This is a genomic window from Edwardsiella piscicida (assembly GCF_021733145.1).
Lineage (GTDB): Bacteria > Pseudomonadota > Gammaproteobacteria > Enterobacterales > Enterobacteriaceae > Edwardsiella > Edwardsiella piscicida.
Genome location: NZ_CP090968.1, coordinates 2,938,987 through 2,953,668, shown reverse-complemented (window position 1 = coordinate 2,953,668; position 14,682 = coordinate 2,938,987). Strand labels below are relative to the sequence as shown.

General features: G+C 62.4%; 16 protein-coding genes. All 16 read left to right on the top strand.

Annotated features, from left to right (window positions below; all coding sequences use genetic code 11):
• Position 1 precedes the first annotated feature (1 nt).
• Positions 2–388, top strand: a complete 387-nt coding sequence (gene iscU, locus L1P05_RS13485) for a Fe-S cluster assembly scaffold IscU (RefSeq protein WP_012849638.1) — start codon at positions 2–4, stop codon at positions 386–388.
• Between the two features lie 66 nt (positions 389–454).
• Entirely contained in the window at positions 455–778 is a 324-nt protein-coding gene (iscA, locus tag L1P05_RS13480) for an iron-sulfur cluster assembly protein IscA (RefSeq protein WP_005289574.1), read from the top strand.
• 90 nt (positions 779–868) lie between these two features.
• Complete coding sequence (gene hscB, locus L1P05_RS13475; protein WP_012849637.1) at positions 869–1,387, top strand: co-chaperone HscB; 519 nt, start codon at positions 869–871, stop codon at positions 1,385–1,387.
• Between the two features lie 29 nt (positions 1,388–1,416).
• Complete coding sequence (gene hscA / locus L1P05_RS13470; protein ID WP_012849636.1) at positions 1,417–3,267, top strand: Fe-S protein assembly chaperone HscA; 1,851 nt, start codon at positions 1,417–1,419, stop codon at positions 3,265–3,267.
• A gap of 2 nt (positions 3,268–3,269) precedes the next feature.
• On the top strand, positions 3,270–3,605 hold the full coding sequence (fdx, locus tag L1P05_RS13465; RefSeq protein ID WP_012849635.1) for an ISC system 2Fe-2S type ferredoxin: 336 nt from the start codon (positions 3,270–3,272) through the stop codon (positions 3,603–3,605).
• A 1-nt stretch (position 3,606) separates the two neighbouring features.
• Positions 3,607–3,807, top strand: coding sequence for a Fe-S cluster assembly protein IscX (gene iscX, locus L1P05_RS13460; protein WP_012849634.1), 201 nt, complete (start codon positions 3,607–3,609; stop codon positions 3,805–3,807).
• A gap of 130 nt (positions 3,808–3,937) precedes the next feature.
• Positions 3,938–5,239, top strand: coding sequence for an aminopeptidase PepB (gene pepB / locus L1P05_RS13455; RefSeq protein WP_012849633.1), 1,302 nt, complete (start codon positions 3,938–3,940; stop codon positions 5,237–5,239).
• A gap of 67 nt (positions 5,240–5,306) precedes the next feature.
• On the top strand, positions 5,307–6,167 hold the full coding sequence (locus L1P05_RS13450) for an enhanced serine sensitivity protein SseB C-terminal domain-containing protein (protein ID WP_015462214.1): 861 nt from the start codon (positions 5,307–5,309) through the stop codon (positions 6,165–6,167).
• A gap of 311 nt (positions 6,168–6,478) precedes the next feature.
• Positions 6,479–6,910: a nucleoside-diphosphate kinase gene (ndk, locus tag L1P05_RS13445; protein WP_012849631.1), complete on the top strand. Its 432-nt coding sequence runs from the start codon at positions 6,479–6,481 to the stop codon at positions 6,908–6,910.
• A gap of 250 nt (positions 6,911–7,160) precedes the next feature.
• On the top strand, positions 7,161–8,333 hold the full coding sequence (rlmN, locus tag L1P05_RS13440) for a dual-specificity RNA methyltransferase RlmN (RefSeq protein ID WP_015462213.1): 1,173 nt from the start codon (positions 7,161–7,163) through the stop codon (positions 8,331–8,333).
• An 81-nt stretch (positions 8,334–8,414) separates the two neighbouring features.
• Positions 8,415–9,170 carry a type IV pilus biogenesis/stability protein PilW gene (gene pilW, locus L1P05_RS13435; protein WP_012849629.1) on the top strand — a complete coding sequence of 252 codons (756 nt, stop codon included), beginning with the start codon at positions 8,415–8,417 and terminating at the stop codon, positions 9,168–9,170.
• On the top strand, positions 9,160–10,194 hold the full coding sequence (gene rodZ, locus L1P05_RS13430) for a cytoskeleton protein RodZ (protein ID WP_071818535.1): 1,035 nt from the start codon (positions 9,160–9,162) through the stop codon (positions 10,192–10,194). Before pilW ends, rodZ begins: the two co-directional genes overlap by 11 nt.
• A gap of 25 nt (positions 10,195–10,219) precedes the next feature.
• Complete coding sequence (gene ispG, locus L1P05_RS13425) at positions 10,220–11,344, top strand: flavodoxin-dependent (E)-4-hydroxy-3-methylbut-2-enyl-diphosphate synthase (RefSeq protein WP_012849627.1); 1,125 nt, start codon at positions 10,220–10,222, stop codon at positions 11,342–11,344.
• Between the two features lie 106 nt (positions 11,345–11,450).
• Positions 11,451–12,725 (top strand): histidine--tRNA ligase, encoded by a 1,275-nt coding sequence (gene hisS, locus L1P05_RS13420; RefSeq protein ID WP_012849626.1) that lies wholly within the window; start codon positions 11,451–11,453, stop codon positions 12,723–12,725.
• Between the two features lie 13 nt (positions 12,726–12,738).
• Positions 12,739–13,359 (top strand): YfgM family protein, encoded by a 621-nt coding sequence (locus L1P05_RS13415; protein ID WP_012849625.1) that lies wholly within the window; start codon positions 12,739–12,741, stop codon positions 13,357–13,359.
• 11 nt (positions 13,360–13,370) lie between these two features.
• Positions 13,371–14,549 (top strand): outer membrane protein assembly factor BamB, encoded by a 1,179-nt coding sequence (gene bamB / locus L1P05_RS13410; protein WP_012849624.1) that lies wholly within the window; start codon positions 13,371–13,373, stop codon positions 14,547–14,549.
• Positions 14,550–14,682: the final 133 nt, after the last annotated feature.

Genomic DNA, 14,682 nt, shown 5'->3' with positions numbered 1-14,682 from the left:
AATGGCTTATAGCGATAAAGTGATCGATCACTACGAGAATCCGCGTAACGTCGGATCCTTTGACAATAGCGATCCCAACGTCGGCAGCGGTATGGTCGGCGCCCCGGCCTGCGGCGACGTGATGAAGTTGCAGATTAAAGTCAACAATGAGGGTATCATTGAGGACGCCCGTTTCAAGACCTACGGCTGTGGCTCTGCCATCGCCTCCAGCTCTCTGGTCACCGAGTGGGTCAAGGGTAAGTCCCTGGAGCAGGCGGCGGAGATCAAGAATACCGACATCGCCGAGGAGCTGGCGCTGCCGCCGGTGAAGATCCACTGCTCGATTCTGGCAGAAGACGCCATCAAGGCGGCGATCGCCGATTATAAAAACAAGCATAGCGCGGAATAAGCGCCGCGCTCCGGCGGCCGGTATTCCGGTCGCCGTCACCCTGAATTTTTTGACTGAGGTTGTTGTATGTCGATTACCATGAGCGACTCCGCTGCAAAGCGCGTACAGACATTTTTAACCAATCGCGGTAAGGGATTGGGCCTGCGTCTGGGGGTAAAAACCTCGGGCTGTTCGGGCATGGCGTATGTGCTGGAGTTTGTCGATGTCCTGAACGAGGACGATGTGGTTTTCGAGGATAAAGGGGTGAAGGTCATCGTTGACGGAAAGAGCCTGGTGTACCTCGACGGTACCGAGCTGGATTTCGTTAAAGAGGGCCTGAACGAAGGCTTTAAGTTCAACAACCCGAACGTTAAGAATGAGTGCGGCTGCGGCGAGAGCTTTAACGTTTAACCCGCGCCCGCGTCATCGGCGGCCGTCGCCTCTCCTTCATTAGCCGACGTCGGCGACGCCGCTTTCACGGTATCAGCATCAGAGTACGGCATGGACTACTTCACGCTTTTCGGGTTGCCGGCACGCTATGACGTGGACGGCAGCCTGCTCGCTGCGCGTTTTCAGGACCTGCAGCGTCAGTTTCACCCCGATCGTTTCGCCACCGCGCCCGAGCGCGATCGTCTGCTGGCGATGCAGCAGGCGACGACCATCAACGACGCCTATCAGACGCTCAAACATCCTCTCAAGCGGGCCGAGTACCTGCTCTCTCTGCACGGCTTTGACATCAATAATGAACAGCAGACCCTGCGCGATACGGCTTTCCTGATGGAGCAGATGACCCTGCGCGAGGAGCTGGAGGCGCTGGAACACCGCGCCGACGCCGATGAGGCGTTAATGAACTTTGCCGACGGGATCGCTAAAATGGTGCAGACGCGCAGCGCACAGATGGTGAATGAGCTGGACCGTCAGGCCTGGACCCAGGCGGCGGACAGCGTGCGCAAGCTACGATTTCTAGACAGGCTCCAGCAGCAGACCGAACAGCTGGAAGAGCGACTGCTGGGGATGTAACCCTTTTTGACGGATTAACGGAAGCGAACATGGCGTTATTACAAATCAGTGAGCCGGGGCTGAGTGCCGCGCCGCATCAGCGTCGTCTGGCGGCGGGTATCGATCTGGGCACCACCAACTCCCTGGTGGCGACCGTGCGCAGCGGCCAGGCCGAAACGCTGGCCGATGAGCAGGGGCGCCATCTGCTGCCGTCGGTAGTGCGCTACCAGGCTGGCGGACATATCGTCGGCGTTGAGGCCCGTGAACAGGCCGCCGACGATCCGCGCAATACCGTGAGCTCGATTAAACGCATGATGGGGCGTTCGCTGGCCGACATTCAGGCGCGCTACCCGCATTTACCCTATCAGATGCACGCCAGCGAGAGCGGTATGCCGCAGCTGGCGACGGCGGCGGGCAGCGTCAACCCGATCCACGTCTCGGCCGATATTCTCAGCGCGCTCTCCGCGCGCGCGCAGGCGGCCCTGGGGGGCGAGCTGGACGGCGTGGTGATCACGGTGCCGGCCTACTTCGATGATGCGCAGCGCCAGGGGACGAAGGACGCCGCGCGTCTGGCCGGTCTGCACGTGCTGCGCCTGCTCAATGAGCCGACCGCAGCCGCCATCGCCTATGGGCTGGACTCCGGTCAGGAGGGGGTGATCGCGGTTTACGATCTCGGCGGCGGCACCTTTGATATCTCGATTCTGCGCCTCAGTCGCGGGGTGTTTGAGGTCTTGGCCACCGGCGGCGACTCCGCGCTGGGCGGCGATGACTTTGACCACCTGCTGGCCGATTGGCTGCGTGAGCAGGCCGGCCTGCACGACCGCAGCGATGCCGGGCTGGCGCGCCGCTTCCTGGATGCGGCCGTCGCGGCAAAAATCGCTCTGAGCTCCCAGCAAGCGACGACGGTATGCGTCGGCGACTGGCAGGGTGAGGTGAGCCGCGCTCAGCTGGAGGCGCTGATCGCGCCGCTGGTCAAACGCACGCTGCTGGCCTGTCGCCGGACGCTAAAAGATGCCGGCGTCACCCGTGACGAGGTGCTGGAGGTGGTGATGGTCGGCGGCTCAACTCGGGTACCGCTGGTGCGGACGCTGGTGGGCGACTTCTTTGGCCGCCCGCCGCTGACCGCGATCGATCCCGATCGGGTAGTGGCGATCGGCGCGGCTATCCAGGCCGATATTCTGGTCGGCAATAAACCGGATGCCGACATGCTGCTGCTGGATGTGATCCCGCTCTCGCTGGGGCTGGAGACCATGGGCGGACTGGTCGAGAAGGTGATCCCGCGTAATACCACCATCCCGGTGGCCCGGGCGCAGGAGTTTACCACCTTTAAAGATGGCCAGACGGCGATGATGATCCATGTGCTGCAGGGCGAACGCGAGCTGGTGCAGGATAATCGCTCTCTGGCGCGCTTTACCCTGCGCGGCATTCCGCCGCTGCCGGCGGGCGGTGCCCATATTCGCGTCACCTTCCAGGTGGATGCCGATGGGCTGCTCAGCGTGACCGCGATGGAGAAGTCGACCGGGGTACAGGCGGCGATCCAGGTGAAGCCCTCCTACGGGCTGAGCGAAGACGAAATCGTCGGGATGCTGAAAGACTCCATGGCGAACGCCGAGGGGGATCTCAGCGCGCGTATGCTGGCGGAGCAAAAAGTGGAGGCCGCGCGGGTGCTGGAAAGCCTGCACGGTGCGCTGCAGCAGGACAGTGCTCTGCTGGGCGAGCAGGAGCTGGCGGCGATCCGCCAGGCGCAGACGGCGCTGCAGGCCGCTGCCGCCGGTAACGATACCGCGGCGATCGAAGCGGCGATCAACGCGCTGGATGCACAAACTCAAGAATTTGCCGCGCGGCGCATGGATAGCTCCATCCGCCGTGCTCTGGCCGGTCACTCTGTGGATGAGGTTTAAACATGCCAAAAATCGTATTTCTGCCCAATCAGGAACATTGCCCGGATGGGGCGGTGATCGAGGCCCAGGAAGGCGAAACGATCCTGGACGCAGCGCTGCGTAACGGGATTGAAATCGAACATGCCTGCGAGAAGTCCTGCGCCTGCACCACCTGTCACTGCATCGTCCGCGAAGGCTTTGACTCCCTTGGGGAGAGCAGCGAGCTGGAGGATGACATGCTGGACAAGGCCTGGGGTCTGGAGCCGGAAAGCCGCCTGAGCTGTCAGGCGCGGGTTGCGGATGAGGACCTGGTGGTCGAGATCCCGCGCTACACCGTTAACCATGCGCGGGAGCACTGAGGTGGGACTGAAGTGGCACGATAGCCGCGCCATCGGCGAGGCGCTCTATGACGCGTACCCGGACGTCTCGCCACAGAGCGTGCGCTTTACCGATCTGCACCGCTGGATCTGCAGCCTGGATGACTTTGATGACGATCCGTCCGCTTCCAGTGAAAAAATTCTGGAAGCCATCCTGCTGGTCTGGTTAGATGAAGCTGAGTGAGAAGGGCCTCCCCCGCCGTTGAGTTTGGCGTGGGAGTCGCCCGGGCAAGCCACCCGTAGGGGTGGCTTTTTACTATAGACCGCCCGCGACGTCCGTTCGCGGGGGCCGCGAAGCAAGCGGGAGAACACGTATGACCAATGAATTGATGCCGGTCCTTTTATCAAGTCAGGCCGCAGATGCGCGCTGGGGCAGCGATGCGCTGCTGAGCGCGGATGCACAGGGGATGACCATCCACGCCGGAGCGGCGCTGGACCACGGGGCGATTCAGCGCGCCGGGCGCCGTCTGGATACCCAGGGGATGAAGCAGGTTTCGCTGCAGGGGACGTCGTGGAGCCTGAGCGCCTGCTGGGCGTTTTGGCAGGGCTTTCGCAATCCGAAGGGCGGGCAGCATGTCCAGTGGCCGGCGCTGAGCGCCGCCGATCGCGCCGAGCTGGATCGTCGGCTGCTGAATATCGACTGGGTGCGCGACACCATCAATATCCCGGCGGAAAACCTGGGGCCGACTCAGCTGGCGCAGCGCGCTGTCGACCTGCTGTGTGCGCAGGCCTGCGACAGCATTCACTATCGCATCATCAAGGGCGACGATCTGCGCGAGCAGGGCTATATGGGGCTGCACAGCGTTGGCCGCGGCTCTGCGCGCGCGCCGGCGCTGCTGGAGCTGGATTACAATCCGGGCGGTCAGCCCGATACTCCGGTGCTGGCCTGCCTGGTTGGGAAGGGGATCACCTTTGACTCCGGCGGCTATAGCCTGAAGCAGACGGCCTTCATGGACTCCATGAAGTCGGACATGGGCGGCGCGGCGCTGGTGACCGGCGCCCTGGCGCTGGCGATCGCGCAGGGGCTGCAGGCGCGGGTCAAACTCTACCTGTGCTGCGCGGATAACCTGGTCAGCGGCAACGCGTTCAAACTGGGCGATATCATTTCGTATCGCAACGGCAAACGGGTTGAGATTATGAATACCGATGCCGAAGGGCGCCTGGTGCTGGCCGATGGCCTGATCGATGCCTCGCGTCAGGCACCGCGCATGATCATCGACTGCGCCACCCTGACCGGCGCGGCCAAGACCGCGGTCGGCGGTGACTACCATGCGCTGCTCTCCTTTGACGATGCGCTGGTGACGGCGCTGCAGGAGAGTGCGGCTCAGGAAGATGAGCTGTTCTGGCGTCTGCCGCTGGCGGAGTTTCACCGTAGCCAGCTGCCCTCCGCCTTTGCCGATCTCAGCAACGTGGCCGGCGCGGCGCACTCGGCCGGCGCCAGTACGGCGGCGGCCTTCCTGTCGCACTTCGTCACTGACTACCGGCAGGGCTGGCTGCACATTGACTGCAGCGCCACCTACCGTAAGGCGGCGGTGGATCAGTGGTCCGCCGGGGCGACCGGCATTGGCGTACGGACGCTGGCGCGCCTGCTGTTGACGCAGGCCGAGCGCTGCTGACGTTGACATCATGGCTCCGCCGCACGGCGGAGCCTGCATCGGCCAAGGAAACACGGAAACAGGAGAGATGACGGTGAGTACCTGCGATACCCCCCCCGATCACGACGATCGTCAGCATGAGCACGATCACCATCACGACACCCCCGAACAGCGGCTCGAATCCAGCCTGGCTCAGGCGGCGGCCGATCCGGCCTATCTGGCGCTGTTTTACCGTGCGCTGCTGTCATCGACGGTCTACCTTCCGCTTCGGGGAGACGCGATGGCGGAGGCGGACGACGATACGCTGGAGATCGAACACTGGGAAATGGAGGACGGTACGCGGGTGATCCCCTTTTTCTCTACGCCGGCGCGTTTGCAGCAGGCGCTGACGGACGGCGGCCCCACGTCTTGGCACGCGCTGCCGGTCCGCGAGCTGTTCACCCTGACCCGCGGCGAGACGCTGTTTTTAAATCCCCGCGCGGAGGTGGGCAAGGCCTTCTACCCGCAGGAGGTGGCGATGCTGCTGGAGAGCGGCGGCATGGCGCAGCCGCAGACGCTGTCGATCGACGGCGGCGCCGCGATCCGTGTCGGGCCGCTGGATCAGACGCCGGAGGCCCTGCAGAGCGGCCTGACCGCCCTGTGCGGTCAGCGCAATCTGGTGCGGAGCGCCTGGCTGGCGCGTTTTCAGGATCCACTCTGTGACGCGCAGCCGGTGCTGCTGCTGGCGCTGGAGCTGGAGGGACACGATGAGGCCGCGCACCAAGAGTTGATCCGCGAGGCGGGTACCCTGGCCAGCGCCCTGCTGGATCAGGACGAGGCGATCGACGTCTGCTGCCTTCGCCGTGATGCGCAGGATCCGCTGGCCGACTACCTGCGCACCCACGTGACGCCGCTGTATCAACGTCGCTGGGGCGGCTGGCTGCGCAACGCCATCGCGACGGGGCGCTAGTCCGCCAGAGGCGTATCCTGCCTACCGCCGGGAGACTGCCCTGCGGTAGGCATCAAAATATTCATATCTTTTTAACAAATTAACGTCATTGCCATAGGCAACCCCGCGGCGCCCTCTTATAATCGAATCCGCCAGTCTGCGCGCCCTGTCGGGTGGGCAACGGGCCGACTGGGCATCATCGGTAGAGATAAGCGTAAGTAAAATCTTCCGCCAGCTCATGGTGTTAGCATGACCGGGTGGCTTTCTTCCGTCGCTGTTGCGCCGTAGAATCCCGCGCGGATGTTGATTAAAGCTGTCTGACAGGGGTAGACATGACCTTAGAACGTACCTTTTCCATCGTAAAACCGAACGCGGTGGCCAAAAATGCCATCGGCGCCATCTACGCACGCTTTGAGTCTGCCGGTCTGAAGATCGTCGCCGCCAAAATGGTGCACCTGACGCGCGAGCAGGCGGAAGGCTTCTACGCCGAGCACCGCGAGCGCCCTTTCTTTGACGGCCTGGTGACCTTCATGACCTCCGGTCCGATCATGGTGCAGGTGCTGGAAGGCAACGATGCGGTGCGTCGTAACCGTGAAATCATGGGCGCCACGAATCCGGAAAACGCGCTGGCCGGTACGCTGCGCGCTGACTATGCCGATAGCCTGACGGAAAACGCGGTGCACGGCTCCGACTCTCCGGCCTCTGCCGAGCGCGAAATCGCCTATTTCTTCAGCGCTGACGACATCTGCCCGCGCACCCGCTGAGCGCCCCGCCCGCGCGCCAAAATCCCGCCTGGGTGCATTATCGCCATGGCATCGGCGGGCGAGAGTAGGTACAATATGCCGCCCCGCGTTTTCTCCGGGGCGTTATTGTATGCCAGTTTCTGTCCTCTCCGCCCGTCGGGCGGGGGGCAACGAGCCGCAAAGTGTAACAACGAGGCCTGTCCATTTTATGTCCAAGAATCCTTTATCGCATCCGGGCGCTGCGCCCGATGCCACTGCCATCGAGTCTCCCTTGTCTGATATTCATGTAACGCCCGTTTCTGCTGACGCCGCGCCGTGCGCTTCTCAGGCGCAGGAAAAAATTAACCTGCTCGATCTGGACCGCAAGCAAATGCGTGAGTTTTTCATCCAGATGGGCGAAAAGCCGTTCCGCGCCGATCAGATCATGAAGTGGATCTACCACTACTGCTGCGATGACTTTGACGTGATGACCGACATCAATAAGGTGTTGCGTGCTAAGCTCAAGCAGGTCGCGGAAATTCGTGCGCCGGAGGTGGCGGTAGAACAGCGCTCCTCTGACGGCACCATCAAGTGGGCGCTGCAGGTGGGCGATCAGCGGGTCGAGACGGTCTATATTCCGGAAGACGATCGGGCCACCCTGTGCGTCTCGTCCCAGGTGGGCTGCGCGCTGGAGTGCAAATTCTGCTCGACGGCCCAGCAGGGCTTTAACCGTAACCTGCGGGTATCGGAGATCATCGGCCAGGTATGGCGCGCGGCCAAAATCATCGGCGCGCAGAAGGTGACCGGCAACCGTCCGATCACCAACGTGGTGATGATGGGGATGGGGGAGCCGCTGCTCAACCTGACCAACGTGATCCCGGCGATGGAGATTATGCTGGATGATTTTGGCTTCGGTCTCTCCAAGCGTCGCGTGACGCTGTCCACCTCCGGTGTGGTACCGGCGCTGGATAAGCTGGGCGATATGATCGACGTGGCGTTGGCGATCTCGCTGCATGCGCCGAACGATGCGATCCGCGATGAGATCGTGCCGATCAACCGCAAGTACAATATCGACATGTTCCTGGGATCGGTGCGCCGCTACCTGGAGAAGTCCAACGCCAATCAGGGGCGGGTGACGGTAGAGTATGTGATGCTGGATCATATCAACGACGGTACGGAGCATGCGCACCAGCTGGCGGAGTGCCTGAAGGATACGCCGTGCAAGATCAACCTGATCCCGTGGAACCCCTTCCCGGGGGCGCCCTTTGGCCGCAGCTCCAACAGCCGCATCGATCGTTTCTCTAAGGTGCTGATGGAGTATGGCTTTACCGTTATCGTGCGTAAGACGCGTGGCGATGATATCGATGCCGCCTGCGGTCAGCTGGCGGGCGAGGTGATCGACAGAACCAAACGAACCCTGAAGAAGCAAGCGGCAGGGGAACCTATCAACGTGCGTGAAGTCTGATGTAGAGACGAACGGCCGCCGGCGACGGCGGCGCAGCGCCAGACATCGACTGACCCGCACACGGACGTAGCGGAGCTAGGGATGAAAACGACGACGGCGACGATGTGCGCAGGGGTAGCGCTGCTGCTCTTCGGGTGTGCCGATACCCCGGAGACGCCGAGCGCGGTAGCGGCCGATACGGCCGCCTTGTCGCCGGAGGCGCGAGCGCAGGCGGCGCTCGATCGCGGCGATGTCGCACAGGCGCAGCAGGCGTTAGCGCAGCTGCCCGCCGCGGCACCCGGTGACTACCGGCGTCCGCTGCTGATGGCGCGCTATCAGCAGCTGAGCGGTCAGCCGCAGGCGGCCGCGCAAAGTTATCGCCAGGCGCTGGCGCTGGCGCCGGACAACGGCACCGTCGTGAATAATTACGGTGCGTTTCTCTGCAGTTTAGGGCAGTATGTAGCGGCGCAACAACAGTTTAACGCGGCAGCGCGTCTGCCGGACGACGGCGGGGTCGCCGATGCTTTTTTTAGCGCGGGGACCTGTTTTCTGCGAGCCGACCGGCCCGATGAAGCCCGCAGGCTATTTGCCCGCGCGTTAAAGGCCGATTCGCAGCAGGGGACGCGTCTGCTGGGCGACGCCGCACAGGCGTTACAACAGGGTGACCGCACGGATGCACGATTGATGTTGGATGTTTACAATCATATTTTACCGGCCAGCGCCGATAGTTTATGGTTACAAATCCGTTTCGCTGCGTTAGATGGGCGCCAGACGAATCTCGAACGTTATGGCAAGCAACTGGCGCGAAATTTTCCACAATCCCAACAGTACCAGCAGTTCCTAGCGAATGAATACTGAAGCCTCCCAAGATCAAGCAGCACCGATGAGCACCGGCGAGCGTCTGCGCCAGGGCCGCGAGCGTTTAGGACTCACCCAGCAACAGGTGGCCGAACGCCTGTGCCTGAAGCTCTCAACCGTACGCGATATTGAAGAAGACAAGGCCCCGGATGGTCTGGTATCGACCTTTGTCCGCGGCTATATCCGCTCCTATGCCAAGCTGGTGCAGATCCCCGAGCAGGAGATCGCCCCGCTGTTAGCCAAACAAGCCCCTGTTCGGGCGGTAAAAATGGCGCCTATGCAGAGCTTTTCGCTGGGTAAAAAGCGTAAGAAGCGCGAAGGCTGGCTGATGACCTTTACCTGGCTGGTGATCTTCGTGGTGATCGGCATCACCGGCTCCTGGTGGTGGCAAAACCATAAGGCCCAGCAGCAGGATATCGTGGAAATGGCCGATGAGTCGTCGGCTCAGCTGGCTAAGCAGCAGGATGCGCAGCCGGTCGATCTGTCCGCGTCGTCCTCTGCGTCCGCGACTGCGACCGCCGGCGATAGCGCCGCGGCGCCGTCGTCGTCTGCCGCGAGCGCGAATCCTAACCACACTGCGCCGGCGACGACGCCAGCCACCGCTGTGGCCGCTAACGCGCCAGCGCCTGAGGCCGCCGCCCCGGCCGCGGCGCAGAGCAATGCCGTCGTCGCGCCGAGCCAGGCTGACGTGGCGCCGCTTTCCGGCGTGGCTCTGCCGACCGCCGCCGCGAGCGTCGCGCCGGGCAGCGCGAGCGAAGCCTCTGCGAGCCCGCTGGCGATGCATTTTAGCGCCGACTGCTGGCTGGAAGTGCGCGATGCCAGCGGCAAGGTCCTGTTCAGCGGGCTGCAGCGCGCCGGCGGTAAACTCGATTTAGCCGGTAAGGCACCCTATCGCCTGAAGATCGGGGCGCCGGCGGCAGTTCAGATCCAGTATCTGGGTAAGCCCGTTGATCTGAGTCGTTTCATCAAGTCAAGCCAGGTTGCCCGTTTGACGTTAGACGCGCAGCCTGCGGCGGCTAACTGAGCTACGGCAAGGGCGGAGAGAAGTCATGCACAGTGCATCCCCCATTAAGCGCCGTAAATCGACGCGTATTCATGTCGGCAGCGTGCCGATCGGCGACGGCGCGCCTATCGCCGTCCAGTCCATGACCAACACCCGCACCACCGACGTCGATGCGACGGTGGCGCAGATCCGCGCACTGGAGCGGGTCGGGGTGGATATCGTGCGCGTATCGGTGCCCACCATGGAGGCGGCTGAAGCGTTCCGGCTGATCAAACAGCAGGCGCAGGTGCCGCTGGTGGCCGATATCCACTTTGACTACCGTATTGCGCTGAAGGTGGCGGAGTACGGCGTAGACTGTCTGCGCATCAATCCGGGCAATATCGGCAATGAGAGCCGGATCCGCTCGGTAGTCGACTGTGCTCGCGATCGCGGTATTCCGATCCGCATCGGCGTTAACGCCGGATCGCTGGAGAAGGACATCCAGGAGAAGTACGGTGAGCCGACCCCGCAGGCGCTGCTGGAGTCAGCCATGCGCCACGTCGATATTCTGGATCGCCTCAACTTTGACCAGTTTAAGGTGAGCGTGAAGGCCTCCGACGTATTCCTGGCGGTTGACGCCTACCGCCTGCTGGCGGCGCGCATCGATCAGCCGCTGCACCTGGGGATTACCGAGGCCGGCGGCGCTCGCAGTGGATCGGTGAAATCCGCCATCGGGCTGGGAATGCTGCTGGCGGAGGGGATCGGTGATACCCTGCGCGTATCGCTGGCCGCCGATCCGGTAGAAGAAGTGAAGGTGGGATTTGATATCCTCAAGTCGCTGCGCATCCGCTCGCGCGGGATCAACTTTATCGCCTGCCCGACCTGCTCCCGTCAGGAGTTTGATGTGATCGGAACGGTGAATGCGCTGGAACAGCGCCTAGAAGACATCATCACGCCGATGGACGTATCGATCATCGGCTGCGTGGTCAACGGGCCGGGCGAAGCGCTGGTCTCCACTCTGGGCGTGACCGGCGGACACAATAAGAGCGGCTTCTATGAGGACGGTGTCCGCCAGAAGGAGCGCTTTGATAACGATGCGATCATCGATCTGCTGGAGGCGAAGATCCGCGCCAAGGCCGCCATGCTGGATGAAAAGATGCGCATTGGCGTCACGACGCTGGACGATCGGTGATGACGGGCGGCGCGTTCTGGCGCCGCCGCTGTTTGCCCGCGTTGAAGAGGGGCCGTGAATCCCTCTATAATCGGGCCAGTTTTTGCAAATTACATAGAGAGTTGACGTGGCGAAGAATATCCAGGCCATTCGTGGCATGAACGACTATTTGCCGGCAGATACGGCGCTGTGGCAGCCGATTGAAGCGGCGCTTAAGCAGGTGCTGGCCAGCTACGGCTACAGCGAAATCCGTTTGCCGATTGTAGAGCAGACCCCGTTATTCAAACGCGCCATTGGTGAAGTGACCGATGTCGTTGAAAAAGAAATGTATACCTTCGAGGATCGCAACGGCGACAGCCTGACCCTGCGTCCGGAAGGCACCGCTGGCTGCGTGCGCGCCGGTATCGAACATGGTCTGCTGTACAATCAGGAGCAGCGTTTGTGGTACATCGGGCCGATGTTCCGCCACGAACGTCCGCAGAAGGGGCGCTATCGCCAGTTTCATCAGCTGGGGGCGGAGGTGTTCGGCCTGGCTGGTCCCGATATCGATGCGGAAATCATCATGATGACCGCCCGCTGGTGGAAGGTGCTGGGGATTGCCGATCACGTCGCGCTGGAGCTGAACTCCATCGGTTCGCTGGAGGCGCGCGCCGCCTACCGCGACGCCCTGGTCGCCTACCTGGAGCAGTATAAGAATCAGCTGGATGAGGACTGCCAGCGTCGCATGTACAGCAATCCGCTGCGCGTGCTGGACTCGAAGAATCCGCAGGTACAGGCGCTGCTGAACGAGGCTCCGCGCCTGTCTGAGTACCTGGACGCCGACTCCCGCGAACACTTTGACGGCCTGTGCCGTCTGCTGGACGATGCCGGGATCGCCTATACGGTCAACGAGCGTCTGGTGCGCGGGCTGGATTACTATAACCGTACCGTATTTGAGTGGGTGACCACGAGCCTTGGCGCACAGGGCACCGTCTGCGCAGGGGGCCGTTACGACGGTCTGGTGGCGCAGCTGGGGGGACATGCGACGCCGGCGGTAGGCTTTGCTATGGGGCTGGAGCGTCTGGTGCTGCTGGTTCAGGCGGTCAACCCGGATTTCCTGCCGCAGCGCGCGGTCGAGGTCTACCTGATCGCCGCCGGTGAAGGGACCCAAAGCGCGGCGATGCGTCTGGCGGAGCAGCTGCGCGACGCACTGCCGCAGCTGCGTCTGATGACTAACTACGGCGGCGGTAACTTCAAGAAGCAGTTTGCCCGCGCCGATAAATGGGGCGCCCGCATCGCGCTGGTGCTGGGCGAGAGCGAAGTACAGAATGGTCAGGTGAACGTGAAGTGCCTGGCAAGCGGTGAACAGCAGACCGTGGCGCAGGATCAGGCCGCGACGCTGCTGGCGACCCTGTTGGGCTAAGGAGCAGGAAACAGTGGAAGTCTATAGCACAGAGAACGAACAGGTTGATGCCATCCGCCATTTCTTCCAGGAGTATGGCAAAACGCTGGTGGTGGGCGTGGTGATTGGCGTCGGCGCGCTGCTCGGCTGGCGTTACTGGGTTGGCCATCAGCAGGCCAACATGGCGCAGGCTTCCCAGTCCTATCAGCTGGCCAGCGAGGCGCTGAGCGGCGGTAAGCAGGACGGCGTGGCGCTCAGCGAAGCCTTTATCAAAGAGAATGGCAACAATTACGGCGTACTGGCGGCGCTGCAGCTGGCGCAGTACGAGGTCGAGAAGTCTGACTTCGCCAAGGCCCAGACCCAGCTGGTCTGGGCGGCGGGGCAGGCCAAAGACGAAAACTTGAAGTCCCTGAGCGATCTGCGCCTGGCGCGGGTACAGCTGCAGGAGAATCAGCTGGATGCGGCGCTGAAAACCCTGGATGGCGTCACGGCCAAAGGATGGCAGCCGCTGGCCCAGGATGTACGCGGCGACGTTCTGCTGAAGAAAGGCGACGCCAAGGGCGCGCGTGAGGCCTATAGCAAAGGGCTGGCGGAGAGCGCCTCCCAGTCGCTGCAGGCGCTGCTGCGGATGAAACTGAATAATTTATCCAGCTAAGGGGATAATCGATGCAATTGCGTAAAACGCTCCTGGTCGGCTTACTGTCAGCAACCATGCTGAGCGGATGCTCCTGGTTCGGCGGCGAGACGGATACGGTCGTCATGGCCCCGCTGCCGCAGGTAGAGAACCAGTTTACGCCGCAGACGGTATGGAGCCGCTCGGTAGGTAACGGCGTCGGTGACTTCTATTCCCACCTGCGTCCGGCGTTTCAGGATAACCATATCTACGCCGCTGACCGTCAGGGGCTGGTGATGGCGATGAACGCCGAAAACGGCGAGAAGCTGTGGTCGGTGAATCTTGGCGAGAAAGAGGGCTGGTTCTCCCGCAGCGACGCGCTGCTGTCCGGCGGCCTGACCGTCTCCGGCAGCAAGGTCTATGTCGGCTCTGAGCACGCGGTCGTCTATGCGCTGAACAGCGATGACGGCAGCGTCGCTTGGAAAACCACGGTAGCCGGCGAGGCGATCTCCCGTCCGGTGGTCAGCGACGGTCTAGTGCTGATCCACACCTCTAACGGTATGCTGCAGGCGCTGGATGAGAGCGATGGTACGATCAAGTGGACCATCAGCCTGGATATTCCGTCGCTGACTCTGCGCGGCGAATCCGCTCCGGCGGTGGCCTATGGCGCTGCTATCGTCGGCGGTGATAATGGCCGCGTCAGCGCGGTGCTGCTGCAGCAGGGGCAGATGATTTGGCAGCAGCGGGTGGCTCAGCCGACCGGTGCGACCGAGATCGATCGCCTGAATGATATCGATATGACGCCGGTGGTAGTGGACGGGGTGGTGTATACCCTGGGCTACAACGGCAGCCTGTCCGCGCTGGATCTGCGTTCTGGCCAGATCGTCTGGAAACGCGATATGGGCGGGGTGAATAATATCATCGTCGACGGCGGGCGTATTTATCTGGTGGATCAGGATGGCCGCGTCGCCGCCATGAGCACCAGCGGCGGCGTCGCCCTGTGGAAAAACAGCGAGCTGCTGCACCGCGGCGTAACGGCGCCGGTGTTGTACCGTGGCTATCTGGTGGTCGGTGACGCCGACGGTTACCTGTACTGGATCAACCCGGACGATGGTCGTCTGGTGGTTGAGCAGAAGCTGAACGGCTCCGGCCTGCTCAGCGCCGGACAGGTGGCGGGCGATAACCTGATTATTCAGGCGCGCGATGGTGAAGTTTACGCCATCTCCCGTTGATTTATAACATGATATAGGGCGGCTTCCGCCGCCCGGAACGGCTCCTGATGACCTCAGGGGCCGTTTCGTCTTCTGCATATTTTCCCGTTGTCGACGGCGGCGGGGAATGACATTACGTAATAGAGGCTTCAAC